The 24,808-nt window shown below is 59.9% G+C and carries 23 protein-coding genes; 11 read left to right on the top strand and 12 right to left on the bottom strand.

Annotated features, from left to right (window positions below; translation table 11 throughout):
• The first annotated feature begins 56 nt into the window (after positions 1–56).
• From F568_RS0109975 to F568_RS0109985, 3 genes are read left to right on the top strand one after another with little or no spacing between them, the layout of a single operon-like run.
• Positions 57–1,331 (top strand): 3-dehydroquinate synthase, encoded by a 1,275-nt coding sequence (locus tag F568_RS0109975; protein ID WP_019018580.1) that lies wholly within the window; start codon positions 57–59, stop codon positions 1,329–1,331.
• Positions 1,315–2,499 (top strand): metabolite traffic protein EboE, encoded by a 1,185-nt coding sequence (gene eboE, locus F568_RS0109980; protein ID WP_019018581.1) that lies wholly within the window; start codon positions 1,315–1,317, stop codon positions 2,497–2,499. Before F568_RS0109975 ends, eboE begins: the two co-directional genes overlap by 17 nt.
• Entirely contained in the window at positions 2,463–3,338 is an 876-nt protein-coding gene (locus F568_RS0109985; protein ID WP_019018582.1) for a UbiA family prenyltransferase, read from the top strand. Before eboE ends, F568_RS0109985 begins: the two co-directional genes overlap by 37 nt.
• Before the next feature lie 66 nt (positions 3,339–3,404).
• On the opposite strand, the gene F568_RS22640 is transcribed toward F568_RS0109985, so the two are convergent.
• Positions 3,405–4,850, bottom strand: coding sequence for an alkaline phosphatase family protein (locus tag F568_RS22640; protein ID WP_051087954.1), 1,446 nt, complete (start codon positions 4,848–4,850; stop codon positions 3,405–3,407).
• 273 nt (positions 4,851–5,123) lie between these two features.
• Between F568_RS22640 and F568_RS0109995 the strand changes: the two genes are divergently transcribed.
• Together F568_RS0109995 and F568_RS0110000 are read left to right on the top strand one after the other, a co-directional pair.
• Entirely contained in the window at positions 5,124–5,990 is an 867-nt protein-coding gene (locus F568_RS0109995; RefSeq protein WP_019018584.1) for an EboA domain-containing protein, read from the top strand.
• Between the two features lies 1 nt (position 5,991).
• Complete coding sequence (locus tag F568_RS0110000) at positions 5,992–6,912, top strand: TatD family hydrolase (protein ID WP_019018585.1); 921 nt, start codon at positions 5,992–5,994, stop codon at positions 6,910–6,912.
• Between the two features lie 126 nt (positions 6,913–7,038).
• Here the strand turns inward: F568_RS0110000 and holA are convergent, their stop codons facing one another.
• The 3 genes from holA to leuS all read right to left on the bottom strand — a co-directional run bounded on the left by holA (position 7,039) and on the right by leuS (position 11,249).
• The gene (holA, locus tag F568_RS0110005; RefSeq protein WP_019018586.1) at positions 7,039–8,097 is read right to left on the bottom strand and encodes a DNA polymerase III subunit delta; all 1,059 of its coding nucleotides are present in this window, start codon (positions 8,095–8,097) and stop codon (positions 7,039–7,041) included.
• Positions 8,094–8,594: an LPS-assembly lipoprotein LptE gene (locus tag F568_RS0110010; protein ID WP_019018587.1), complete on the bottom strand. Its 501-nt coding sequence runs from the start codon at positions 8,592–8,594 to the stop codon at positions 8,094–8,096. Before F568_RS0110010 ends, holA begins: the two co-directional genes overlap by 4 nt.
• A 69-nt stretch (positions 8,595–8,663) precedes the next feature.
• A complete protein-coding gene (leuS, locus tag F568_RS0110015; RefSeq protein WP_019018588.1) occupies positions 8,664–11,249 on the bottom strand; it encodes a leucine--tRNA ligase in 2,586 nt (861 codons plus the stop codon).
• Positions 11,250–11,557: 308 nt separating this feature from the next.
• On the opposite strand from leuS, the gene F568_RS0110020 reads away from it, so the two are divergent.
• Positions 11,558–12,067, top strand: coding sequence for a zinc ribbon-containing protein (locus F568_RS0110020; RefSeq protein ID WP_019018589.1), 510 nt, complete (start codon positions 11,558–11,560; stop codon positions 12,065–12,067).
• Positions 12,068–12,109: 42 nt separating this feature from the next.
• Here F568_RS0110020 and lnt read toward each other — a convergent pair whose 3' ends face one another.
• The 5 genes from lnt to miaB form a co-directional block, all read right to left on the bottom strand.
• Positions 12,110–13,582, bottom strand: coding sequence for an apolipoprotein N-acyltransferase (gene lnt / locus F568_RS0110025; protein ID WP_019018590.1), 1,473 nt, complete (start codon positions 13,580–13,582; stop codon positions 12,110–12,112).
• A 77-nt stretch (positions 13,583–13,659) separates the two neighbouring features.
• Positions 13,660–14,544 (bottom strand): CorC family transporter, encoded by an 885-nt coding sequence (locus F568_RS0110030; protein ID WP_019018591.1) that lies wholly within the window; start codon positions 14,542–14,544, stop codon positions 13,660–13,662.
• A 48-nt stretch (positions 14,545–14,592) separates the two neighbouring features.
• Complete coding sequence (gene ybeY / locus F568_RS0110035; RefSeq protein ID WP_019018592.1) at positions 14,593–15,081, bottom strand: rRNA maturation RNase YbeY; 489 nt, start codon at positions 15,079–15,081, stop codon at positions 14,593–14,595.
• A complete protein-coding gene (locus F568_RS0110040; RefSeq protein WP_026300461.1) occupies positions 15,078–16,157 on the bottom strand; it encodes a PhoH family protein in 1,080 nt (359 codons plus the stop codon). Before F568_RS0110040 ends, ybeY begins: the two co-directional genes overlap by 4 nt.
• Positions 16,158–16,233: 76 nt before the next feature.
• Complete coding sequence (gene miaB, locus F568_RS0110045; protein ID WP_019018594.1) at positions 16,234–17,577, bottom strand: tRNA (N6-isopentenyl adenosine(37)-C2)-methylthiotransferase MiaB; 1,344 nt, start codon at positions 17,575–17,577, stop codon at positions 16,234–16,236.
• A 222-nt stretch (positions 17,578–17,799) separates the two neighbouring features.
• On the opposite strand from miaB, the gene F568_RS0110050 reads away from it, so the two are divergent.
• The 3 genes from F568_RS0110050 to tmpT all read left to right on the top strand — a co-directional run bounded on the left by F568_RS0110050 (position 17,800) and on the right by tmpT (position 19,661).
• The gene (locus tag F568_RS0110050) at positions 17,800–18,129 is read left to right on the top strand and encodes a DUF1820 family protein (RefSeq protein ID WP_019018595.1); all 330 of its coding nucleotides are present in this window, start codon (positions 17,800–17,802) and stop codon (positions 18,127–18,129) included.
• A 212-nt stretch (positions 18,130–18,341) separates the two neighbouring features.
• On the top strand, positions 18,342–18,953 hold the full coding sequence (locus F568_RS0110055; RefSeq protein WP_019018596.1) for a TIGR04211 family SH3 domain-containing protein: 612 nt from the start codon (positions 18,342–18,344) through the stop codon (positions 18,951–18,953).
• 57 nt (positions 18,954–19,010) lie between these two features.
• Positions 19,011–19,661: a thiopurine S-methyltransferase gene (tmpT, locus tag F568_RS0110060; RefSeq protein WP_019018597.1), complete on the top strand. Its 651-nt coding sequence runs from the start codon at positions 19,011–19,013 to the stop codon at positions 19,659–19,661.
• A gap of 133 nt (positions 19,662–19,794) precedes the next feature.
• On the opposite strand, the gene F568_RS0110065 is transcribed toward tmpT, so the two are convergent.
• From F568_RS0110065 to ggt, 3 genes are all read right to left on the bottom strand, one after another.
• Positions 19,795–20,388, bottom strand: a complete 594-nt coding sequence (locus F568_RS0110065) for a YajG family lipoprotein (RefSeq protein ID WP_019018598.1) — start codon at positions 20,386–20,388, stop codon at positions 19,795–19,797.
• 205 nt (positions 20,389–20,593) lie between these two features.
• The gene (locus tag F568_RS0110070) at positions 20,594–21,772 is read right to left on the bottom strand and encodes an MFS transporter (protein ID WP_019018599.1); all 1,179 of its coding nucleotides are present in this window, start codon (positions 21,770–21,772) and stop codon (positions 20,594–20,596) included.
• A 110-nt stretch (positions 21,773–21,882) separates the two neighbouring features.
• Positions 21,883–23,625 carry a gamma-glutamyltransferase gene (gene ggt, locus F568_RS0110075; RefSeq protein WP_019018600.1) on the bottom strand — a complete coding sequence of 581 codons (1,743 nt, stop codon included), beginning with the start codon at positions 23,623–23,625 and terminating at the stop codon, positions 21,883–21,885.
• A 193-nt stretch (positions 23,626–23,818) separates the two neighbouring features.
• Here ggt and rpe point away from each other — a divergent pair, with 193 nt between their 5' ends.
• Both rpe and F568_RS0110085 read left to right on the top strand, forming a co-directional pair.
• On the top strand, positions 23,819–24,517 hold the full coding sequence (rpe, locus tag F568_RS0110080; RefSeq protein ID WP_026300462.1) for a ribulose-phosphate 3-epimerase: 699 nt from the start codon (positions 23,819–23,821) through the stop codon (positions 24,515–24,517).
• Positions 24,498–24,806 (top strand): GIY-YIG nuclease family protein, encoded by a 309-nt coding sequence (locus F568_RS0110085; RefSeq protein WP_026300463.1) that lies wholly within the window; start codon positions 24,498–24,500, stop codon positions 24,804–24,806. Before rpe ends, F568_RS0110085 begins: the two co-directional genes overlap by 20 nt.
• Positions 24,807–24,808: the final 2 nt, after the last annotated feature.

A 24,808-nucleotide genomic window follows, 5' to 3' on the forward strand; every position in this document is an offset into this window, starting at 1 on the left:
GTTGGCATGCCGCAACATGCTAGCCAATAACCATAACGAACGTGGGGCTCCTGAACATGGATAATGAGATTTTTGCAGGGACTCGAGGCGCTCCGGCTGCCACAACAGGCAACGCCTCGTCGCGAAACGATAATGACGTAACCGGTACCAATGCCACAGTGGTCAAGTGGCAGCGCTTTTCCGTGCCCTATGCCTATCCGGTGGCGTTCACCCGCGATCTTTTTGCCGCCGACAATCCCCTGCTGCTAGAGATGTTGGCGATGCGCGAGCGGGACAAACGGCATCGCTGTCTGGTGTATCTCGACGAGGGCGTCGTGTCGGCACAATCCGATCTGCCGACTCGCATGCGGGCCTATTTCGAGGCGCACTCGCAGCATGTCGAGCTGATCGACTGGGTCGTCGTACCGGGCGGCGAGAACATCAAGTTGCATCCGGGGCATGTCATGGCAATGCTCAAGTCGATCCATCGGCTGGGGGTCGATCGCCATGCCTATGTCATTGCCATCGGCGGCGGGGCGGTGCTGGACGCCGTCGGCTTCGCGGCAGCGACGGCGCATCGTGGGGTCAGACATATTCGCATCCCCACCACGGTGCTTTCCCAGAACGATAGCGGGGTCGGCGTCAAGAACGCGATCAACACTCACGGGGTCAAGAACTTTACCGGCACGTTCGCGCCCCCCTGGGCGGTACTCAACGATTTCAACTTCTTGAAAACCCTGCCTCGACGCGAGCGTGTCGCCGGTATTGCCGAGGCCATCAAGGTTGCCCTGATTCGCGACGGTGACTTCTATCGCTGGATGGAAGCCAATGCCCAAGCGTTGGCCCGGTTCGATCAGTCGGTGGAGGAGTTCATGGTGCGCCGCAGCGCCGAGCTGCATATGCACCAGATCGCTTACGGCGGCGACCCATTCGAGCTGGGATCGGCGCGTCCGCTCGATTTTGGCCACTGGTCGGCGCACAAGCTCGAGGCGCTGACAGATCACGAGGTGCACCACGGTGAAGCGGTAGCCATCGGCATCGCGCTCGATGCGCGCTACTCGGCCCTGACGGGTTTGCTGTCCGAGCAAGAAGCTCAGCGTATCATCGGCTTGCTCGAAACACTGGGTCTCCCTACATTTCATCCGCAGCTGCTCACCCCCGATTCCGATGGTGAGTTGGCCATCCTCGCTGGATTGCGTGAATTCCGTGAGCATCTGGGCGGTGAGCTGACCGTTACGCTGCTCTCCGGCATCGGCCAGGGTATCGAGGTTCACGCCATCGATACGGCACTCATGGCGCAGGCGATCGCCTGGCTCGGCGAACGGGAGGAATGCCATGCGCTTGCCCAATGACCTAGGCGATCTGACCTATTGCCTCAATATTCATCCGGCCGAAACCTGGCCAGAGGTCCGCGAGGCATTGCTGGGGCCTGTAAGAGAGGTCCGGCAAGCGGTGGCACCCGATGAGCCCTTTGCGGTCGGGCTGCGCTTGTCCGCCCAGGCCATGCATACGCTCGAAGATTGGCGTGTGCGTGCCGAGCTGAAGGATATTCTGGCCTCGGAGGGCTATCGTGTCGTTACCGTCAATGGGTTTCCCTATGGCACGTTCCATGGGGTGCGCGTCAAGGAAGATGTCTACCAGCCGGACTGGCGATATGCGGCGCGCCTGGAGTACACCTGTGCGTTAGCCGAGCTGATGGCGGAACTCGGCGCTGCCGGTGATCGCATCAGCCTGAGCACAGTGCCAGGCACCTTCAAGCCGTTGGGGCCCGGCAACGAGTCGCTGATGGCTGATAACCTGTTGAAGGCGGCCGCGCACTGTGCCGAGCTCGAACGCCGCACAGGCGTCTGCGTGGCCATCGCGATAGAGCCGGAGCCTTACTGCTTCCTGGCGACCATCGACGAATCGATCGCCTACTTCCGCCATTATCTGCTTTCCGAAGGGGCCTTGCGTCGATTTGCCGAGCTGGCGGGAGTGAGCGCGAATCACGCGGCCGTCGTCCTATCCCGGCATCTCGGCCTGTGTTATGACGTTTGTCATGCAGCGGTCGAATTCGAAGACCCCTGCGCCAGCATCGAGAGGCTGCGCGAAGCCGGTATTCCTATTCACAAGCTGCAGCTCAGTGCGGCTTTACGTGTTGCCGAGGTCGATGCCCAGGCGCGTCACGCACTTGAGGCGTTTGCTGAACCCACCTATCTACATCAGGTCGTGGCATCGGGAAAGCAGGGTATCACCCGCTATGCAGATCTCCCGGAAGCCTTGGCGCGCGGCCGCCATGCCGATAACGAAGAATGGCGAATCCACTACCATGTGCCCATTTTCGCCGAGTCGTTAGGGGCATTCGGCACGACCCAGCCCTTTCTGTCCGAGATTCTCGAACTACACCGCCAGTCGCCGATCTGCTCGCATCTAGAAATTGAAACCTACACCTGGCATGTCCTGCCCCAGGCGCTGAAGCACGAAAGGATTGAGGAGGCGATCGCATGCGAACTGCGCTGGGTGGCAGAAAGGTTGGCTTGAACTGGCGACCTTGGTTACGACTGGGGCGGATTTCCAATCTGCCGACGGTATGGACGAATGGGCTGGCGGGCTGGCTACTATCGATGGGGATGGCACCCACATCGGGACTGTGGCTTGTTCTGGTGGCCCTGTCGCTGTTCTATGTCGGTGGCATGTACCTCAACGATGCTTTCGATGCAGCGATCGATTCGCGGGAGCGTGCCGAGCGTCCGATCCCGATGGGTGAGGTCACTCGCTCCACGGTGGCCGCCAGTGGAGCGGTCATGCTCGGGTGTGGCGGGCTACTGCTGTTTACGTTGGGAGCGGCCGCCGGACTCTCGGGCTTGGCGCTGATTGTGGCCATTGTGGTGTACAACTGGTACCACAAACGCACGTCCCTGGGGCCCGTCATCATGGGCGGATGCCGTCTGCTTGCCTACGTGACGGCAGCCCTCGCGGCAGGGGGGATTACCAGTTGGACACTGATCGGTGCCCTGGGCCTGTTCTGCCATGTCGTGGGCCTGACCTACGCGGCCCGCCAGGAAGCCTATGACCGCGTTGGGACAGCGTGGCCTCTGGCGGTTCTGGCGGTTCCCGGTGTGATTCTCGCCACGCGCGTCATGGATTGGACCACCGCCGTATTGCTGGTTCTTTACCTGCTATGGATGGCCTGGTCACTGCGCCTGCTGTTTCGCCGCCAGCCCGGTGACGTATCGCGGGCTGTGGTTGGCCTGATCGCTGGGATTTCCCTCTTCGATGCTGGCCTTATCGGTTCGCTGGGCGCAGATGGATTGGCCTGGCTGGCCGTCGCCGCATTCGGGCTCACTCTGGGAATGCAGCGTCTGGTATCGGGAACGTAAGGATCGAAAACTTGCAGGTTTCACGCCCTGGCGCCGCCCAGTGAATCGAGCTGGCGCCAGGGCGTGTCATTTGGCGAGGGGGTGTTCGGATTGCCGGGCGGCTCCTTGCTTCGCCGGCATCCGGGCGGTGTCTTCGAAAACATGCGCTAGCGTCAACGCCTTGAACTGCGTCGCCTCAACGGGCCCCTTCGGTAGCAACGCCGCTTCCGAAGAAATGACCAGCGGACCATCGTCGGGGTCATCGGTAACACGTCCATGCGAGCCCTTGACCAGCGAGGTGGCGTTCAAGGAGATCACGTCAAGCAGTTGCCGCATGCCCAGCTTACGCTTGGCCACGCGCCAGCCTGCGGCCAGCTTGGGCCAACGGAGGTCGGGGTCGAAGAACAGCTCGACAGGGTCGTAACCGGGCTTGCGATGGATATCCACGGTACGGGCATAGTCAGGCGCGCGGGCATCGTCCAGCCAGTAGTAATAACTGAACCAGCGATCCGCCTCAGAAATAGCGACCAGCTCGCCGGCATTGGGATGATCGAGTCCATGGGTGCGTTTTTCGGCTTCGCCCCAGACGGACTCGATGCCGTCGATTTCCTCCAGTAACGCTCGGATCCGGGCCACCTGGCCGGGATTCCGAACGTAGACGTGAGCAATCTGGTGGTCAGCGACGGCAAAGGCCTGTGAGGCTCCGGCATCGAGTTGCTCTCGGCCCTGCTCGTTGCGAACGGCCAGCAGCCCGGCACGGCGTAGGACGCGATTGATGTGGACCGCCTCGTTGACCGGCGTGATCCCGTACTCCGAGACGACGATGATGCGCCTACCGTCGCGTCTGGCGGCATCGATCAGCTCACCGCACAGCGCATCGACATCCTGCAGGTCGCGTTGCAGTTCGGGATGCTCAAGGTCGGGGCCGAGACGTTGCAGGTTATAGTCGAGGTGTGGCAGGTAGGTAAGGGTTAGCGTCGGATCGCGCGTGTCCATGACGTGCCGGGTAGCATCGGCGATCCAGCGGCTAGAGGTAATATCGGCGACAGGGCCCCAAAACGTGAACAGCGGAAACCGGCCAAGCTTGCCATCGAGTTCGTCATGCAACTCGGGAGGATAGGTGTAATGGTCCGGAATCTTGCGGCCATCGGCCGGATACATTGGGCGTGGCGTTGCGCTCCAGTCTGCGCTGGAATACATGTTGTACCACCAGAAAAGCTTGGCACAGGTAAACGAGGGATCACGCGCTTTTCCAGCTTCCCAGAGCTTCTCGCCGCTCACTAATCGATTCGACTGTCGCCACAACCACACCTCGGACAAGTCGCGAAAGTACCAGCCGTTAGCGACTGCACCATGACCGGCAGGGGGTAGCCCTGTAACTAGCGTGGACTGGACACTGCATGTCACGGCAGGCGTCACCGTGTTAAGTGGTCTCAGCCCGCCCTGGCTCGCTAGCGCCGCAAGGTTCGGGGTGTACTTACCCACCAGGCGTGGCGAAAGGCCGACCACAAGAATTACGAGTGTCTTGTTCATCTTGTTGTCCTGTACTTTTTGCAGGTTGTTTCCGGGCGAGTAATAACAGATAACTAGCAAGGAGGAGGGGGCTTCTCAATGCGGAAAGAAACAAATGAAACTAAAATAATCCAAATGTTAGTAAATGTAATAACGGTGAAATTAAGAACATCCTTCTGAACCCTAAGAGGAATGATTCTATCTTCTGCCTTTAAAACGCTAGTGAAATGATCTTGGGGAGTTGGCCATTAGCCGATAGGTTGTGAGTCATGAAAGAAAAGCAGGGAACCAGTCATGACTATTGCACCTATCGACTTATTGAGCGAATGGATCCTGCGCCAGGCGGGGGATAAAGGCGCTTGGTTCATGTCCCAGTTGCACTCGATGTCAAAGGGAGCGAGCGAGCAAGAGCTGCATATTTTTATGGGACTTATCCCGCGCATGCTGGGCAAGCAAGACCTGGTCCTGACGCCGGCTGATTGCCAGCAGGCGGAACAGGTGTGCACTGGGTGGCGCCCGCAGGGCTGGAGCATGGATGGCGGGGCACGGGTCGCCGCCTTGGTCGCTTATCAGGGAACACGCCCCTTCGCTGAAACGTTCAAGGACTTGCGGCGCACGGCGGATGCCGGGGAAATGATTGCCCTGTATCGGGGGCTATCGCTGTATCCCGAGCCCGAGTCACTCGCCTTCGAGGTCGGTGAAGGGCTTCGCTCCAACATGCGTGCAGTTTTCGAGGCAATCGCTCACAACAACCCTTATCCGAGAGATCGCTTCGACGAGCACCGCTGGAACCATATGGTTCTCAAGGCGCTCTTCGTCGGTAGCCGTCTTTCGCCGATCATGGGCATCGACGAGCGCGCCAACCCAGAGCTGGCTCGTATCCTGCTCGATTATGCCCACGAGCGTTGGGCTGCCGGACGTGCCGTGTCGCCGGAACTCTGGCGTTGCGTCGGGCCATTCATCGATTCCCTGGGCGCGCTCGATGACATGCAGCGTGTGCTCGCGGGTACGGAGGTCGAACGTAGGGCCGCTGTGCTGGCGCTGTCGGCAAGCTCATCGGCGCAAGCCCGTTCGCTGCTAGATACTTCTCCCGAGGCGGCACGCCTCGTTGGGGAGGGACGTGTCGACTGGAATAATCTTCTGCAAGGCGAGGCGGCCTGACATGTATATTGATCCGCATGCACACATGATTTCGCGTACCACCGACGATTACGAGGCCATGGCCGCGGCCGGCATCGTAGCGCTGATCGAGCCTGCGTTCTGGGTGGGGCAGCCCAGAACGTTTGTTGGCACTTATGTCGACTACCTCTCTTCTATTGTCGGTTGGGAGCGCTTTCGCGCGGGACAGTTCGGAATTCGTCACTACTGCACGGTCGGCCTCAACTCAAAAGAAGCCAACAACGAGGAACTGGCCGAGGGGGTCATGGAATGGTTACCGCGTTTCGCGCTCAAGGAGGGGGTCGTTGCCATTGGTGAGATCGGCTACGACGAGCAGACAGAACTGGAAGACAAATATTTTCGAGCCCAACTCGCGTTGGCCAGGGACCTGCAGCTTCCGGTTATGGTGCATACGCCGCATCGCGACAAGAAGCGCGGAACGTCGCGTTCCATGGATGTCTGCGAGGAGATGGGCATCGATCCTTCCTGGGTGGTGATCGATCACAACAACGAGGAGACCGTAGCCGAGACATTGGATCGGGGATACTGGGCCGGCTTTTCCATCTACCCCTCGACCAAGATGGGCAATGCTCGCATGGTCGAGCTACTCAAACAGTACGGGGGGGATCGCATCATCGTGGATAGCGCCTGCGACTGGGGCATCTCGGATTGCCTCGGTGTGGCCAAGACGGCGCAACTGGCCCGCCAGCACGGCATCGACGAGGACATCATTCACAAGGTGACCTATGCCAATGCGCTTGAAGTCTATGGCAAGAGTGGCCAGATCCGCGACAGTGATTGGCTGGACCCGCCGGGTATCGATCAGCGCACGCTTTTCGAGGGTAACTCGATACTGCGTGGCGGTCGTGAACCGCGTATCGAGACACTTGGCGCGCAAAGTGGTGACAGTTTGCTGATCGAATAACCTGCGTCAGGCCATGTTGCCCCAGGCCGTAAACGGCGTGGGGCACATTACGTTCAGGATGGGCTGGTTTGGATTGGGCTGACTGGTGGGTTTCTGCACAGTAATGCAGACCAAGCAGTAATGGCTTCAGGCGATGCGATAGGCATGGGGTAATTCGGCCAGTAGGCCGCGCCCGCCAGCCAGAGTCAGGGCCAGGTCGTTCAGAGCGTCCCAGACAGGCAGTTCGATGCCGCCCTTGATAGCCAGGTCGATGCGCTGCGAGAACAGCAGCAGCTTGTGAAGACGACGATGAGGCAGGCGGGACAGCGCTTGCTGGTAGTTCGGTCGACGCTTGTCAGGAATCATCGGGCGCTGAGCCTTGCAGGCATGCTCAAGGCTCTGGCCCTGGTCGAGATGCTGCTGCAGCGACAATAGCGTGCGAAGCTCCCGGGTCAGTGCCCAAAGCACCACCGGGGCTTCGATACCTTCGCCACGCAGCCCTTGGACAATACGCACGCTGCGTTCGCGCTCTCCGCGCAGGCAGGCATCGGTCAGGGTGAAGACATCGTAGCGGGCGCTATCCTCGACCCCCGATGCGATGGTTTCCGTATTGAGGCGGGCCCCGGGCGGCAGGATCAAAGCCAGCTTCTGCAGTTCCTGATCGGCGGCCAACAGGTTGCCCTCGGTACGCTCGCCCAGCAGCCGAGCGGCATCCATGTCCAGTTGCAGGCCGTGGCGTGTCGCCCGGTCGCGCATCCAAAAGCCCAGCCGCTGATGATCGACCGGCCAGACGGGGACGAATAGACCTAGCTTATCGAGGGCCTTGAACCACTTGCTCTGTTGCTGCTTGCGATCCAGACGCGACGCGGAAATCAATAGGATATTGTCGCTGTCCCTGGCCTGTAAGGCATAGGCCTCGAGTACCTTGCTGCCTTCCTGGCCTGGCGACTGATCGCCGAGCCGCAGCTCAAGGAGCTTACTGGTGGCGAACAGGGACATGCTGGCCGCAGATTCAGTCAGCCGACCCCATTGAAAGCCGTTCTCGACATGCAGGATTTCGCGTTCCTCGACGCCCTGTTCGCGGGCAGCAGCGCGAACGGCATCACAGGCCTCCATGTGGATCAAGGGCTCGTCCCCGGCCACGATCACAACCGGTGGCAGGCGCTTGGCTATCGCCTCCGGCAGTTTATCGGGAAACACCTTCATGGCGTGAGTGTACCCAGTTGCGTGAGAAGCTGACGAGCCAGATCACTGCGCAATTCAGCCAATGCGTTGGCCTGCAGCTCATCGCGTACCAAGGGGTCATCATTGTTGACGAGATAGGTCGTAGCCGACTCCAGACGGCCTTGAGTGACGAGATAGGCATTGTCGCTACGCCGTTGCACGGAGTAGGGCGCGACCATGCGCAACTCGATTTCATCGTTGATCATACCGCCGCCCCTCAGGGAGATGTCTTCGACCCGCTCCGCACCTAGATTGAGAATCAGCGGTGCCTGATCCGACAGAGTGACACCGGCGTTCGCCAGGGTACGACTCACCTCGTCTGTCAGCAGAGATACCGGAGCTTTCAGATCTACGGCATCGATGGCCAACGGTTGCTGCTGCGTACCGCGCAGATGAAAACCGCAGCCTGCCAGAGTGCTACCGATGACACCAATGCCCAGGGCGGCGAGAGATCGAGCGAGAAAAGTTCGGCGCTTCACGGCAAAACTCCTTGGTTAGGCGGCATGAAGGCAGCCGCACTGATGCGGCTGCCTTCCACACGTTACCGGTCAGTTGGCGACGATATTGACCAGCTTCCCTGGAACTACGATTACCTTGCGCAGCGTCTTGCCTTCGATATGCCGCTGGACGTTCTCGTTCTGCATGGCCAAGGCTTCGATGCTGGCCTTGTCAGCGTCGGCAGCGACCTCAAGTCGGGCACGCAGCTTGCCGTTGACTTGAACCACCAACTCGATGCTGTCCTTGACCATGGCGCTTTCGTCGGCCTTGGGCCACGCCGCGTCAATGGCGGGCTCGCTGTGACCAAGTTCTTGCCAGAGTGCGTGGCAGGCATGCGGCGTGATCGGTGCCAGCAGCAGGACACAGGCTTCGACGGCCTCGCGAGCGACAGCCAGGCCCAGCGGGGAGGTGTCTTCGAACTTGCCGATGGCGTTGGAAAGCTCCATGACTGCCGCGATTGCCGTGTTGAACGTGGTGCGGCGGCCAATATCGTCGCTAGCCTTGCTGATCGTTTCGTGGGTTTTGCGACGCAGGGCTTTCTGTTCATCATTCAGGGCCGTAACGTCGAGTTCACCGGGCGTACCGGCGTTGGTGTGCTCGGCGACCAAGCGCCACAGGCGCTTCAGGAAGCGATTGGCACCTTCGACACCCGAATCGGACCATTCCAGCGATTGCTCGGGTGGGGCGGCGAACATCATGAACAGGCGTACCGTGTCGGCACCATAGCGATCGATCATCGCCTGCGGGTCGACACCGTTATTCTTCGACTTGGACATCTTCTCGATGCCGCCCATCTGTACTGGCTGGCCGTCGCTGATCAGTACCGCACTGATCGGGCGGCCCTTTTCGTCGCGCTTGACCTCGACATCCGCCGGGTTAAACCAATCCTTGCCGCCGTTCTCTGTCTCGCGATAGAAGGTCTCGGCAATCACCATGCCTTGGGTCAATAGGCGCTGGAATGGCTCATCGCTCTTCACCAGACCGAAGTCACGCATCAGCTTGTGGAAAAAACGCGCGTAAAGCAGGTGCAGAATGGCATGCTCGATGCCGCCAATGTACAGATCGACCGGGAGCCAGTAATCGGCACGCTCGTCGAGCATCGCCTGCATATTGTCGGCGCAGGCGAAACGGGCGTAGTACCAGCTCGACTCCATGAAGGTGTCGAAGGTGTCGGTCTCGCGAGTCCAGCCGTCACCCAGGTCGTAGAAGGCGGGCATCTTCTTGAGCGGCGAGCCGGTGGCATCGACCTCGACTTCCTGCGGCAGGGCAACCGGCAGTTCCTCATCGGTCAATGGCACGGTCTGGCCTTCGGGGCCGTATTTTACCGGGATCGGGGCACCCCAGTAGCGCTGTCGCGCCACGCCCCAATCACGCAGGCGGAAGTTAGTTTTGACCTCGCCATGACCCTGCTCTTCCAGCTTGGTCGCGATGGCCTGGAATGCACCGTCGAAGTCGAGGCCGTCAAATTCGCCGGAATTGATCAGCCGTCCGGGCTCGGTATAGGCACCCTGGGAAAGATCCGGCGTCTCGCCGGCCTCGTTGGCGATCACTGGCTCGATCGGCAGGTCGTACTTGGTGGCGAATTCCCAGTCGCGTTGGTCATGGGCAGGGACCGCCATGACCGCGCCGGTGCCATACTCCATGAGGACGAAGTTGGCGACGTATACCGGCACTTCACGGCCGGTCAGGGGATGCACTGCCCTGAAGCCGGTCGGCATGCCGCTTTTTTCCATGGTGGCCAGGTCCGCCTCGGACGTCCCGCCCTTGCTGCATTTCTCAAGGAAGGCAGCCAGTTCAGGGTTATCCGCTGCGGCGGCCTTGGCCAGAGGGTGGCCAGCGGCGACGGCGACATAGGTCACCCCCATCAGCGTATCGGGACGGGTCGTGTAGACACGCAGCGAGTCGGCTTCATCGATGACGTGCTCGCCAACCACGTCGAAGGCCAGCTCGACCCCCTTGGACTTGCCAATCCAATTGCGCTGCATGGTCTTGACCTGCTCGGGCCAGTCGACCTTGTCGAGATCGGCCAGCAGCTCTTCGGCATAGTCAGTGATCTTGAGGAACCACAGCGGAATTTCCTTGCGTTCGACCAGCGCGCCAGAGCGCCAGCCGCGCCCGTCGATAACCTGTTCGTTGGCCAGCACGGTATTGTCCACCGGGTCCCAGTTGACGGTGGCCATCTTCTTGTAGACCAGCCCCTTGTCAACCAGTTTGGTAAAGAACCATTGCTCCCAGCGGTAATAGTCAACATCGCAGGTGGCGAACTCGCGGCTCCAATCGTAGGCGAAGCCCAGTGCCTTGAGCTGGCTGCGCATGTAATCGATGTTCTGGTAGGTCCAGTCGCCCGGCGGTACGCGATTCTTGATGGCGGCGTTTTCAGCCGGCATACCGAAGGCGTCCCAGCCCATCGGCTGCATCACGTTTCTCCCTTGCATACGATGAAAGCGTGATACGACGTCGCCGATGGTGTAGTTGCGCACATGCCCCATGTGTAGCTTTCCGCTGGGGTAGGGGAACATCGACAGGCAATAGAATTTCTCGCGCGTCGCGTCCTCGATCGCCTTGAAGCACTGGTTCTTGTCCCAATACTGCTGGGCAGCGGTTTCTACTACGTGGGGCGTGTACTGTGTGTCCATCGTTTTGTGGGGCACCTTGCTTTTGGCTATAAAGTTACCGACCTGACGACACTGTCCGGTGCCATCGGCCTGCAGTTCGACCCGAGGCTGGGAAGCTGGCGACGATAGCGATAACACCCGCCTGCGCACTATGTTAAAACATGTGAGGGGGATGAACGTTGACAGTGTTTCTATAGGGCTAAAGGATACCCTAGACGCTTCTCTGCAGATAGGCCCGGCAGGGAGGCGGCCGGTATGACCGGTATCGTGGCCGGCGCATGGCCTGGCGATAACCGGTGATCGGCATGACTCGATAAGGAGAGCGCGCCATGAGTGAGAAGCAACGTGAACATCGACTGAAAGATGCCTACGAGCGCGTCCTGTCGAGAATGAAGGACGGCGCCGATGAGCTCTCCTGGGATAACCTGCAGCGCGACCTGGACCAGGCCGTGGCCTTCGAGGCCGAGGTCGAAGAATTCACCAAGGACGAAATGGCGCTGTTACGCACCTGGGTGGAGCGTGACCTCAGAGATCTGAGACGCTATCTGGCGGCAGGCGGGACGGGCGTGGCCAGCTGGCTGGGAATCGATCTCAATGTGCTGTCGCGCAAGATTACCGATGCCCTGTTCTCGATAGCCGATCGCAGCGTGATCGAGCGCGAGCAGCTCGTTGACAATCTCGAGGCATCGCGTGCCGATTATGTCGAAGGTGAGATCGCGGCCCCGGGGCGCATGGCCTGTGTGCATTGCGGCGCCAATGTCGTGCTTGAGCACGTGACGCGGCTGGAGCCTTGCCATCAATGCGGACACCGCTATTTCGAGCGCGCACCGTCGCCCTGAATGCCTGGCCCGGATGCCGTTTGGCATCCGGGTGCTCTAGCTTTAGAAGCGCGAACGGCTACGCTGCCAGCGTAAGCTCGGGGCTATTAGCAGGACGGCCAGCAGCCAGGTTGGCCAGCTCCCGATCCGAGTAAACGGGGTCAGCCCCTCCATGGCCCATACTTCATCGCTGATACTGGTGGTCTCGAAACGCGGCGCACGGGCAGTCACTTTGCCTTGGGGGTCGATAATGGCCGTGACGCCATTATTGGTCGCGCGAATCACGTAGCGACCGTTCTCGAGCGCACGCAGCCGGGCCATCTGCAGATGCTGCAACGGTCCGATGGAGTCGCCGAACCACGTGTCGTTGGAAACGGTGAGCAGGACGTCGGCGTCTTCGGCCCGGTTGGCGACCAGTCCCGGGTAGATGATCTCGTAGCAGATCGCGGTGCCGATACGCAGGCCGGCGGCCTGGATCGGTGCCTGGTCTGACGCACCGGCTGCAAAGTCCGACATGGGCAGGTCGAAGAAATTGATGATGCCGCGCAGCATGCTATCCAGCGGCAGGTACTCTCCGAACGGGACCAGATGCTCCTTGCGATAATCCCCTTCCACGTTGCCTAGCCCGATCACGGCATTGTAGTAATGGCCTTGTGGGTCGCGCTGCACGATTCCGGTAAGCAAGGCGGACTCGGCTGGTAGGGTAGCCTGGATCCTCTCGAGCACGGGCATCGCCTGATGCTGGAACATGGGCAGGGCGGTTTCCGGCCAGATGAACAGGTCGACGTCGTCGCTCTGCTCGCGCGTCAGCGAGGCATAGGTGTTGGCGGCGTTGCGCTGACCTTCTGCGCTCCATTTCATCAACTGGGGAAGGTTGCCCTGAAGCAGGGCGACTTGAGGCGAGGCATTTCCCTGAGTGGTCCATTGCTGAGGTAACGTCAACGGGATCAGCCACAGTGCGGCGATGGGCAGGGCGGCCCACCAGCGACGACGCAGGAATTCCACGCCCAGCGTACCGGTCAGGGCCGTGACTAGCGTTAGCAGGTATACGCCACCGAGTGGGGCCAGTGGTGCCAGTGGCGAGTCGACATGGGCATTGCCGAGCAGTAACCAGGGAAAACCGGTAAACAGATAAGTGCGGATGACTTCGGCCACGACCCATAGGCCGGCGAAACTGAGAAAGGCCAGGCGCGGCCCGGTGAAACGCCGGTAAAGCCAGAATGGCACAGCGTAGAATAGTGCCAAGGTCACCGCAAACAAGGCCGTCAGGAAGACGGCTAATGGAACGCCGGTATAGCCATAATCGTGAATTGACACATAAACCCACGAGGTGCCCGAGGCGAATAACGCCGTACCGTAGCACCAACCACGCAAGGCCGCCTGTCCCGGGGTCAGGTCATGCAGGCCGACATACATCAGCCCCACGGCAATCGGGCCGAGCCACCAGAGTTCGAAGGGAGAAAAGGTCAGCGTGGTCAGGCCACCGGCCACCAGAGCGGCAAGGTAGCCCATCCAGGGGCGAGAATAAGACAGCATCAAGAGGCACTCCTTGTCAGACGTGCCCCTTATACCAGAGCCAATGCAGGAACTCGACAGAGCCGTTCCGGAAGAGGTTATCGGTCGCTGTCCTCGCCGGTGGCGACTTCCTCGAGCCGTTCGGCCTGGAGTAGGCGAATCCGACGATTGTCAGCGCCCAATACGGTGAAACGCCACCCTCCCAGGTCGGCATACTCGCCTCGCCGAGGCAGATGCCCGAAGCGTTGCATGACCAAGCCTCCGACGGTGTCGAACTCCTCGTCGGAAAACTCTGTATCGAAGCGGTCATTGAAGTCATCGATAGGCGTCAGGGCGCGGATGGCGAAAATACCATTGCCCATGTCGCGGATGTCTTCCTCCTCTTCGATATCATGTTCGTCTTCGATGTCACCGACAATCTGCTCGAGAATATCCTCGATAGTGACGATGCCGGCGGTACCGCCATATTCGTCGACGACCACCGCCATGTGATTATGCGTATCGCGGAATTCCTTGAGCAGACTGTTCAGACGCTTCGATTCGGGGATAAACATGGCGGGACGAATCACGTCGCGTAGATCGATCTTGCCTTGGGCGCCTTCCTTTAATTGCAGTAGAGGCAGTAGATCCTTGACCAGCAGGACACCCAATACCTCGTCGAGGTTTTCACCGATGACGGGGTAACGGGAATGGCCGGTCTCGAATATCACCGGCAAGTAGTCTTCGGGAGCTTGATCGACTTCGAGAGCAGTGACCTGCGAACGTGGAATCATGACTTCACGGGCCTGCTGATCGCTGATCTGGAAGGCCCCTTCGATGATGGTCAGGGCATCCTGATCTAGACGCAGCCGGGCACCGGCTTCACGCAGAAAGACAAGCAACTCGTCACGGGAGTTGGGTTCGTCGGAGTCGCTGGAAAAGGCGCTGAACAACTTATCGAGCCAGGACTTACCACCCTGGCTGCTCGATCGGTCTTCGCTCATGCGTCTGGTCTCATATCCTCGTTGTCAGGCGTTGCCTTGTGCCTTGCGCTATTCATCCAAGGCATACGGGTCGGCGATGCTGAAATCGCTTAGGATCTCACGCTCGAGCGCTTCCATCTCGTCGGCCTCAGCATCTTCTATATGATCGTAGCCCAGCAAATGCAAGGTACCGTGAATGACCATGTGGGCATAATGATGCAGAAGAGGCTTGCCCTGTTCCTGTGCTTCTCGGGCAACCACGCCATGGCAGATGACGAGGTCGCCAAGCAGGGGCATGTCCTCCACGCCGGGGGGAGCCTCAAAGGGGAAGGAAAGCACGTTGGTCGGCTTGTCCTTGCCCCGATAGTCTCGGTTGAGCGCCTGACTTTCCTCGCTGCCCACCAGGCGGATCGTTACTTCGCTGTGTGGAGCGAGTTCATGCCGGGCGAACACGGCACCGACCCAGGCGGTTAGTTCCGCCTCGTCGGGAATCAGCGTCTGTTCGTCTGCACTGACAGCGACCTGGAGGTCGATGACCGGCGTAGGAACCGCGATCACGACGTAGCGCCCCCGTTACCGCTATTGTTGCGAGCCTGTTCCTCTCGCCGTGCGTGGTCGCGAGCTTCCTTGCGGGCACGATCCTGCGATTCCTGTTCGGCCTCGAAGAGGTCGTAGGCCTCGATGATACGCTGGACCAGAGGGTGGCGGACCACGTCCTTGGCGGCGAAATGTGTAACGCCGATCCCTGGCGTGTCCTTGAGTACGTCGAGCACCTGGATCAGGCCCGAGGATTGGCCGCGTGGCAGGTCGACCTGGGTGACGTCACCCGTGATGACTGCCGTGGAGCCGAAGCCGATCCGCGTCAGGAACATTTTCATCTGTTCCCGGGTGGTGTTCTGGCTTTCGTCGAGAATGATGAACGCGTTGTTCAGCGTCCGTCCACGCATGTAGGCCAAGGGCGCGATCTCGATTATTTGGCGCTCGATCAGCTTGCCGACCTGCTCGAAGCCGATCATCTCATAGAGCGCATCATAGAGCGGGCGCAGGTAAGGGTCGATCTTCTGAGCCAGATCGCCAGGTAGGAAGCCCAGCTTCTCGCCGGCCTCGACGGCCGGACGAACCAGCAGGATGCGGCGTACTTCCTGCAGGTTCAGCGCTTCCACGGCAGCAGCTACGGCTAGATAGGTCTTGCCGGTACCGGCAGGGCCAATGCCAAAATTGATGTCGTGCTTGCGAATGCTCGATACATAGCTCTGCTGATTGAGGCCGCGAGGCTTGATCAACGAACGCGGGGTGCGAATGACCACCTCGCCGTCGTCATCGCTGCCTTCCTCTTCTTCCAAAGCCTCGATGCCCGACTCCTGAAGAAACAGGTGTACGGTGTCCGGCTCAAGCTGGCTACCTTCGGTTTCGCGGTAGAGGTGCTCGATGACATTGGCAGCTGCCTTGACGCGTGATCCCGGCCCGGCCAGCTGGAACGTATTGCCGCGATTGCGCAGCGTCACGCCCAGGCGTGATTCGACCAGCTTGAGGTGTTCGTCCTGCTGGCCGCAGAGATTGGCCAGCCGCATGGGGTCGTTGGGTTCGAGGGTCAGCGTGAGAATGCGATGTGCCTGAGAACTGTTTTGACTCAAGACGAGAAGGCCCGTTGTGTGCGAAATGGTAAGTTGAGCTTATGCCCCAACCAAGGTTGGGGCAATAACGCGAGTTTCAATGAACTTCGGCCGTTACCAGTTCGCCACGCAGCGAATTAGGCAAGGCTTCGCTGATTTCGACATCGACGAAGCTACCGATCAGTTCGGTCGGGTCGGGAGCGGAGAAATTGACGACGCGGTTGTTCTCGGTACGCCCGGACAATTGGCCGGGGTCCTTGGGCGAAAAACCGGTGACCAGGATGCGTTGCGTTGTACCGACCATGCGCCGGCTGATCTGCATGGCATTCTGGTTGATGCGCTCCTGTAAAATGGCAAGGCGCTGCTTCTTGACCGCTTCCGGCGTGTCATCTTCCAGGCCGGCGGCTGGTGTGCCGGGACGTGCCGAGTAGACGAAACTGAACGAGACGTCAAAGCCGACACGATGGATCAGGTCCATGGTGTCCTCGAAATCCTGTTCGGTCTCGCCGGGAAAGCCGATGATGAAATCCGACGAGAAGCTGATGTCGGGACGCAGCGCACGAATGCGCTCGAGCTTGGCGACGTACTCCTCGACTTCATGGCCACGCTTCATGGCGGCCAGGATACGGTTGGAGCCGGACTGCACCGGCAGGTGCAGGTGGCTGACCAATTCGGGAATCTCGCCATAGGCCTCGATCAGGCTGTCGGAAAACTCAACAGGGTGCGAGGTGGTGAAGCGGATGCGATCGATGCCATCAATGGCGGCGACACAGGCGATCAGTTCGGCCAGGTCGATCTCGTCACCCAAGGCATTCTCACCGCGATAGGCGTTGACATTCTGTCCCAGCAGGTTGACCTCGCGCACACCCTGTTCGGCGAGGTGCATGATCTCGTCCATTACGGCCTCGAAGGGGCGTGATACTTCCTCGCCCCGTGTGTAAGGCACGACACAGAACGTGCAGTACTTCGAGCACCCTTCCATGATCGAGACGAAAGCCGTGGCGCCGTCTGAACTCGGTTTGGGCAGATGGTCGAACTTCTCGATTTCAGGAAATGTCACATCGACGACGGAAATCTGGTTGTCGCGGCGTGAATCGAGCATCGACGGGATGCGGTGGAGCGTCTGCGGGCCGAATACCATATCGACATGGGGCGCGCGCTTGCGCAGGTTCTCGCCTTCCTGGCTGGCCACGCAGCCCCCAACGCCGATGACCAAGCCGGGATTGGCCTGCTTGAGCTTCTTCCAGCGGCCAAGCTGGTGGAACACTTTTTCCTGAGCCTTTTCGCGTATCGAGCAGGTATTAAGCAGGATGACGTCGGCTTCGCGCTCGTCGTCGGTCAGCTCCATCTGATGGGATTCGCCGAGTAGATCCGCCATACGGGCAGAGTCGTACTCGTTCATCTGGCAACCGTGAGTCTTGATGAAGAGCTTCTTCGTCATAGCGTGCCGTCGGGTCAATGATGGCCCGATTTGTCCGTGATAGGAGTGAATGCATGGCCGATGTGGCCGGACCCGATGGTATCCGACAGGCCGTGGAATAGGATATGACGATGAATTATACGTAGGGGAGAGGGGACTTGGCCAGTCTCTCGCTGGGTGCGCTTCGAAGCCCCGGCGTCTGTGATATTCTTTGCGTTTTGCCAATGAGCAGATGGGAGCGGTATGGCAGCGAAGCCGATCTATCGGGTGGTTTTTCACAATCAGGGTGAAATCTGGGAACTTTACGCCCGTGACATCTTCCAGAGTGACCTGTGGGGCTTTATCGAGGTCGAGACGTTTGTCTTCGAGGATAACTCAAAACTTGTCGTCGATCCGTCCTCAGAGAAACTCAAGCGGACCTTCGAGGGTGTCAATCGCAGTTATATTCCGCTCAATGCCATCGTCCGTATCGACGAGGTGGAGCGGGAGGGAACGCCCAAGGCAGTCACGGCGCAGGGGAAGGTGGCCGAGTTCCCGCGTCCGTTCTCCTTACCGCCCAGAGATGACAGTTAATGGTTAAAAATTGATCGAATCGTGGCCTTGCCAGACAGTTCGCCGTTCCCGAAATGTTCCGGTCGAGGTTTTCCCAAGGTTTATCCACAGAATGTGTGGATGAGTGCCGGATCTGCCATGGCATCGACGGGCCTGAAAGGATTGACAGCCCGAACATCGCGTGGGCAGCTGCCCAAAGAGCCATCCGAAGGTCAAGATGACGGCAATGTAAAATGCGTAAAATTAAACGTTTAGTTATATGTCTGACGCTCAGCCTGGCGGCTTTGGATAGCCAGGCCCAGGAAGTCCGCTGGGTCGCGGATGACCTGGAAACCTATGTGCGTAGTGGGCCCACCAACGAATATCGCATTGTCGGCACGCTGACGTCCGGTGATGAGGTCACCGTCCTCGAGACCCAGGGCGACTATAGCCGAATCAGAGCGCCGGGTGGCGATGAGGTGTGGATAGAAAGTGATCAACTCCAGGCCGAGCGCAGTGTTAGCGATCGCTTTCCCGAGCTTCAGGCTCAGAACGCGAAGCTGAGTGCGCGTCTCGAGGGTATCGATGAAGAATGGCAAAGCCGAGTGGCCACCATGACCGAAACGCTCAAGCAGCGTGAAGCTCGCATCGCCGAACTGGAGAGTCGCAACGCTGAACTGAATCAACAGGCCAGCCAGGCTGCGGATCAGATTCGCGGGCTGCAGGCCAGGCTCGATACCCGGGAGCAGGACCTGCTGATGCGCTATTTCATGTATGGCGGTGGAGTCGCTGGTGCAGGGCTGATAATGGGCCTGCTGGTTCCGCATCTGCCGCGTCGGCGCAACAAGCGCGACCGCTGGTTTTGAAAAAATGCCAATGCATGTGCGGTGAGACACTCACCGTGACGAGCCGGAAGGACGACGATGCCTCAAGAATGGCTGCAGCGATGGCGTGAAGGACGTATCGGTTTCCATCGCAGCGAAACGCATCCTGCGCTGATCAAGCACTGGGGGGCCTTGGCCGTGCCAGACGGCGCCAAGGTGCTGGTGCCATTATGTGGCAAGAGCCTGGACATGCGCTGGCTGGCCGAGCAGGGGCATCCTGTGCTGGGTATCGAGCTTGCTGCCGAGGCCATCGAACAGTTCCTGGCCGAAGGCGAAGGCGACATCTCACGCTATCGGCAGGGCCATTTTAGTGTCTATCGGCAGGCCAGCGTAGAGCTCTGGTGCGGTGACTTCTTTCATGTACATGTGGAGCAGGCCAAGGAATTCCAGGCCTTCTATGACCGGGCGGCCCTGATCGCCTTGCCGCCGGCTACGCGACAGCGTTATAGCCTTCATCTCGCTCAATTGTTGCCGCCAGGGGCGCGTGGATTGCTGGTGACGCTGACACATCCCGGCGGGCCCGATGCGGGCCCGCCGTTCTCGGTGGATGATGAAGAAGTCCGGCGCTTGCTGGCGCCCAACTTCGAGCTGGCGCTGTTGGAGACCAGTCCACCCGACGAGCGTGGACTCAGCGAGCAGGTCTGGTCGTTGTGCCGCCGTGGCCCCGGACGAGCGGGAGTGGCTGACTAGGTCGTGTTCGAACAGTTGATGAGCAACGGCCAGGCAAGGCGAAAATAGCGAAAGAGCGACATTTACGCGTGAATACCTTGGACTGGTTTTCAATGCCGTATGTACCCAGTGCAGTCACTGTTAGGGCACGACCCTAGCGGGCTAGCAACTGTCCAACCTGCGGATCGTTGAAGGCACGCGCCAAGGCACGACTCAGGACATCGTTGACCATCTCGGTATTGGCTTCGCGGTTAGGCGAGAGAGCATAGGTCTGCTCGCGTTTTGCCGTGTAGGTGCCGGTATAGATCAAGTTGTCGTTTGCAACTTCAGCGCGCAGGCGCGCCAGTAATTGCGCCTTGTCGATGACAGGTTCGGCGTCGGCTTTTTCGTAATTGAGTTGAGCCAGCGTCAAGGTCATGCTTGGGCGATCCGGTGCGGGCTGCGTAGTAGGAGTGAAGCCCATTTGTGAAATTGCCGCTTCTGCCTGGGCCTGCAGCTTGGGAATGACGTCATAGGCCTCGACGGTAATGGTGTCGTTGGCCATGGCTGCGCCACTACGGGTTCCCAGGACATTGGATTCCCGACCATCCACGACCGTGACGGTGACGCTCTGACCACTGCCTATCCGAGGTAGGTTGCCGCTTACCGTAGGGTTGGTCTGTAGATAGTGGGGGCTGCTTGCGCAGCCGGCCATCATCATGACGACCAGTACTCCGCCCAGCCAAGCTACGGTCTTTAGTAAGCGCATAATGTATTCTCCTTGCTGCCAATGAACTGCCGCTCGATAGCGTTTCGAGCGGCAGTATAACGTTGGTGAGCATAGAAACGCAGAGGCTGCGCAGTCTAGGGTGAGAGACTGGCCCGGTGTCGGTGGGCTGTCGTCTCGGCGAAGCGGTGCCAGCAACGAGAAACAAGCTAACGCTAATTGGCCATCCAGACGAACATGTGGTGGTTCAGTTGGTTTTGGACGCGTCGAGGATGGGTTGGCGCAGCAGCCAGAGACCGACCAAGGGCCCCGGGAGTAACAGCCAGGCAATCCACTTGTCGAGCAAAGGCCACACCGGCACGAGGACGACCAGGGAAATTACCGAAATGCCGAAGCCAATGGCATTCTGCAGGGTAAGGGCTGTGCCCATTCGCTGGCTGGGCACAGCACGGGCGGAGAGCGCCGAAAAATGAGCTGAATCGACGACTGCCAGAGCGCTCCAGCAGCCGAGGAAGGGAAGGAGCATTGCAGCAGGTAGCGATGCCGCCCAAGGGTAGACAAGGCAGCAGGCGCCGGAGCCAGCCAGGCCCAGCATGGCGACGCGTCGGCTACCGATGTGTTGGCTCAGCCACCCGCCTAGCCAGCAGCCGGGACCGCCGATAGCGATCAGGGCAAAGCTGCCCAGAGCCAAGGTCACAGTCGAGGCCTGCGGCAATGCCGACGCTAACAACAAAGGCAGCAGGGCCCATAAGGTATACAACTCCCACATATGGCCGAAGTAACCGCCTGCAGCGCGTCGATAGCCTGGTATCGCAAAGACACTGAAATCGAGTACTGCCTGAACCGGAGGCGATCGCCGCTTGGCGGCAGCCACGTGGGGCGCTTCACCGAGCCGCCAGACCACCAGGCCTGCCAGCAGGGCCAATAGCGAGGCGCCCCACACCCCACTGGCCCATGGCAGGTCGAATATCCCGGCTTGGCTGAAGGCGTGCAGCGCGTGCGGCAGTGCCGTGCCTAATACCAGCATTCCGACCAGCCAAGCCAGACCCAGCCCAGTACGTCCCGGGGCCCAACCGACCATGAGTTTCATGCCGATCGGGTAGATCCCGGCCAGAGTCATGCCAGTAATCAGGCGCAGTAATACGGCTGGCCAGAAACCTCCCGCCAAGGGCAGTAGTGCATTCGACATGGCACCGACCAGGCAGGCGCCAGCAAACAGCCGGCTGGCATCGATACGGTCGGCCAGGCCGCTCAGGCCGATACCCAGCGTACCTAGCAGAAAGCCGACCTGCACGGCTCCGGTCAGCCAGCCGAGATCGGTCGCGGCTAGTCCCCAAGCCTGCTGAAGGGCACCGATCACAGCATTGGGGGTAAACCACAAGGCGGTACCGAACAGCTCGGCGACGGCAATAAGAAAAATGGCCATGGGATTTCTCGAAGGCAAAGCGTTATTGAGACACGACGCCTGTTGAGCGTCGATGGCACCTTGGTGGCGTGTCGGAACGCAATGCCCCGGCCGGAGCCGGGGCGAAAGGGTCAAAGCCCGATAGCTGAGGAAGTGGAGCGACGTGGATCGGCGCCGCCATAGTAGGTGCCGCCCTCGATCACGATCGACTGTGCGGCACCCATGGCATCCTGGCGGCTGACGGTGTGGCCGAGCGCTTCGAGCAGGGCGATGGTATCGAGACTGATACCCTGTTCGATACGGATCTCGTCGGGTAGCCACTGGTGATGAATGCGGGGCACGCTGACCGCAGTCTGGATGTTCATGTCGTGATCGACGACGTTCATCAGTACCTGAAGGGTCGTAGTGATGATTCGCGACCCGCCGGGACTCCCCGTGATCAGGAAGTTCTTGCCGTTCTTCTTGACGATGGTGGGCGTCATCGACGAGAGCATGCGCTTGTTGGGCTCGACCTTGTTGGCCTCGCCGCCGATCAGCCCGTAGGCATTTGGTACACCCGGCTTGGCAGAAAAATCATCCATCTCGTTATTGAGCAGAAAGCCTGCTCCGTCGACGACAATGCCCGAGCCGTAGCTGAAGTTGATGGTATAGGTATTGGACACCGCCAGTCCTTTGCCATCGGCAATCGAGAAATGCGTAGTCTCGTTGGATTCGTAGGGCAGCGGATTGCCCGGGGCGATGCTGTCGCTGGGTGTAGCCTGGGCCCTACTGATCTGGTTGCGCAGCTCGTCTGCGTAGGCCTTAGAGGTGATGCCTTCGAGCGGCACGTCGACGAAGTCGGTATCACCAAGGTATTTGGAGCGGTCAGCGTAGGCACGCTTCATGGCCTCGGCCATGACGTGAATGGTGGCAGCGGAGTTGAACCCCATGGCACCGATATCGTAACCCTCGAGAATGTTGAGCATCTGCACGATATGCGCACCACCGGAGGAGGGCGGACTCATGGCGTATACATCGTGGCCCCGATAAGTACCGTGACTCGGTTCACGAATTGCAGGCTGGTAATTGGCCAGGTCCTCTTGGGTCATCAGGCCGTCGTGTCTCTGCATTTCCGCAGCAATCAGTCGCGCCGTCTCTCCTTCGTAGAATTCGCGCGGGCCATGCTCGGCGATTCGCTTGAGCGTGGCGGCGAGGTCAGGTTGGCGGAAGGTGTCGCCGGCCTGGTAAAGGCTGCCGTCCGGTTTGAAGAATACCTTGCGCGTCGACTCCCATTTTTCCAGTCGGTCGCGAGCCTCACGAACGCCCTCGGCAAAACGCTGGGGCACGGCGAATCCATCCTCGGCCAGGCGTATTGCCGGCGCCAAGGCTTCGGCCAGGCTCAGCGTGCCATATTTTTCCAGCGCCAAGGCCAGGCCGGCCACGGTGCCGGGTACCCCGGAAGCATTGTGGGTATAGCGCGACAGCTCGGAAACCGCTTCACCCTGTTCGTTCTGGAACATTGTCTCGTACGCGGCGGAAGGCGCCTTTTCGCGATAGTCGATAGCGATGACCTCCCCGCTGTTCTCGTCCGAGATCAGCATGAAGCCACCGCCACCGATGTTACCCGAGCGCGGTTGAGTGACAGCCAGCGCGAAGCCGGCGGTCACTGCGGCATCGACGGCATTACCCCCCTTGGCGAGCACATCGCGCGCCACCTGCGACGCCAGAAAATGACTGGTGGCCACCATGCCACGGGTACCCACTTCTGGGTGGAAGCGCTCGCCCTCTAGGATGGCTTCCTGAGCGGAGGCGAGCGGAATTGACAAGGTGACGAAAAGGGCGACGCCCAGCCGGCGGTACCAGCCGGAGGAAAAAGGAAAGGAAGGTAAAGCCATGATCGACTCCCTGATTATGGTTCTTGGTTATGTGGGCTGGCTCTGTCTTGAGTACATTCGTTCAAGGCTTTAACAAAACCAGACGTTTTCACTATCGTCACGTAACGCAGCGCATGCAAATCTTGCGAACCGACAATCCCCGAAGGGTGCTGGTAGAATGGCCGCCTTCCATAGCTTCGCTGATGAAAGAGCCATGCCTGACCTGAACCCCGATTTCAAGATTGCGCCTTCCATTCTCTCCGCCGATTTTGCGCGTCTGGGACAGGAAGTGGATGACGTGTTGGCCTCCGGCGCCGATATCGTGCACTTCGATGTGATGGACAATCATTACGTACCCAACCTGACTATTGGCCCGATGGTCTGCGAGGCACTGCGCAAGCATGGCGTGACCGCCCCCATCGACGTGCACTTGATGGTCAAGCCGGTCGATCGGCTGATTGGAGATTTCCTCGACGCCGGGGCGAGCTACATCACCTTCCACCCCGAGGCATCCGAGCATGTCGATCGTTCGCTGCAACTGATCCGTGACGGCGGCGCCAAGGCCGGGCTGGTCTTCAACCCCGCTACGCCACTGACGTACCTTGACTACGTGATGGACAAGGTCGACATGATCCTGCTGATGAGCGTAAACCCCGGGTTCGGCGGGCAATCGTTCATTCCCGGCACGCTGGAGAAGCTGCGCCATGCCCGCCGACGTATCGATGAGAGCGGTTACGACATTCGGCTCGAGATCGATGGCGGGGTCAAGATCGACAACATTGCCGAGATCGCCCGGGCGGGAGCTGACACCTTCGTGGCCGGTTCTGCCGTGTTCAAGGCACGTCGTGAGGAGGACCCGCACCGTTATGACAGCGTAATCCGGGCATTTCGCGATGAACTCGCAAAGGCCTGACGCGCTGACAGGAGCCGCCGATACCTGCTGGTTTCTCTACATGATCGAGACTGCGGCGGGTGCGCTCTACACGGGGATAACAACCGATGTCGAGCGCCGCTTCGGCGAGCACTGCGGGAGCCGGCGCGGCGCACGGGCACTGCGTGGCAAGGGCCCATTGACTCTGGTTCATTACGAGAGGGTGGGAAGCCGCAGCGAGGCGCTCAAGCTCGAGGCGTCTCTCAAGCGCCTTTCTGCTGCCGGCAAGCGGGCCTGGTTAACGACCAGGCCCGCTTGCCGGGATCGCTGAGC

This window comes from Modicisalibacter luteus DSM 23508 (assembly GCF_000378505.1).
In the GTDB taxonomy this organism is placed as follows: domain Bacteria; phylum Pseudomonadota; class Gammaproteobacteria; order Pseudomonadales; family Halomonadaceae; genus Modicisalibacter; species Modicisalibacter luteus.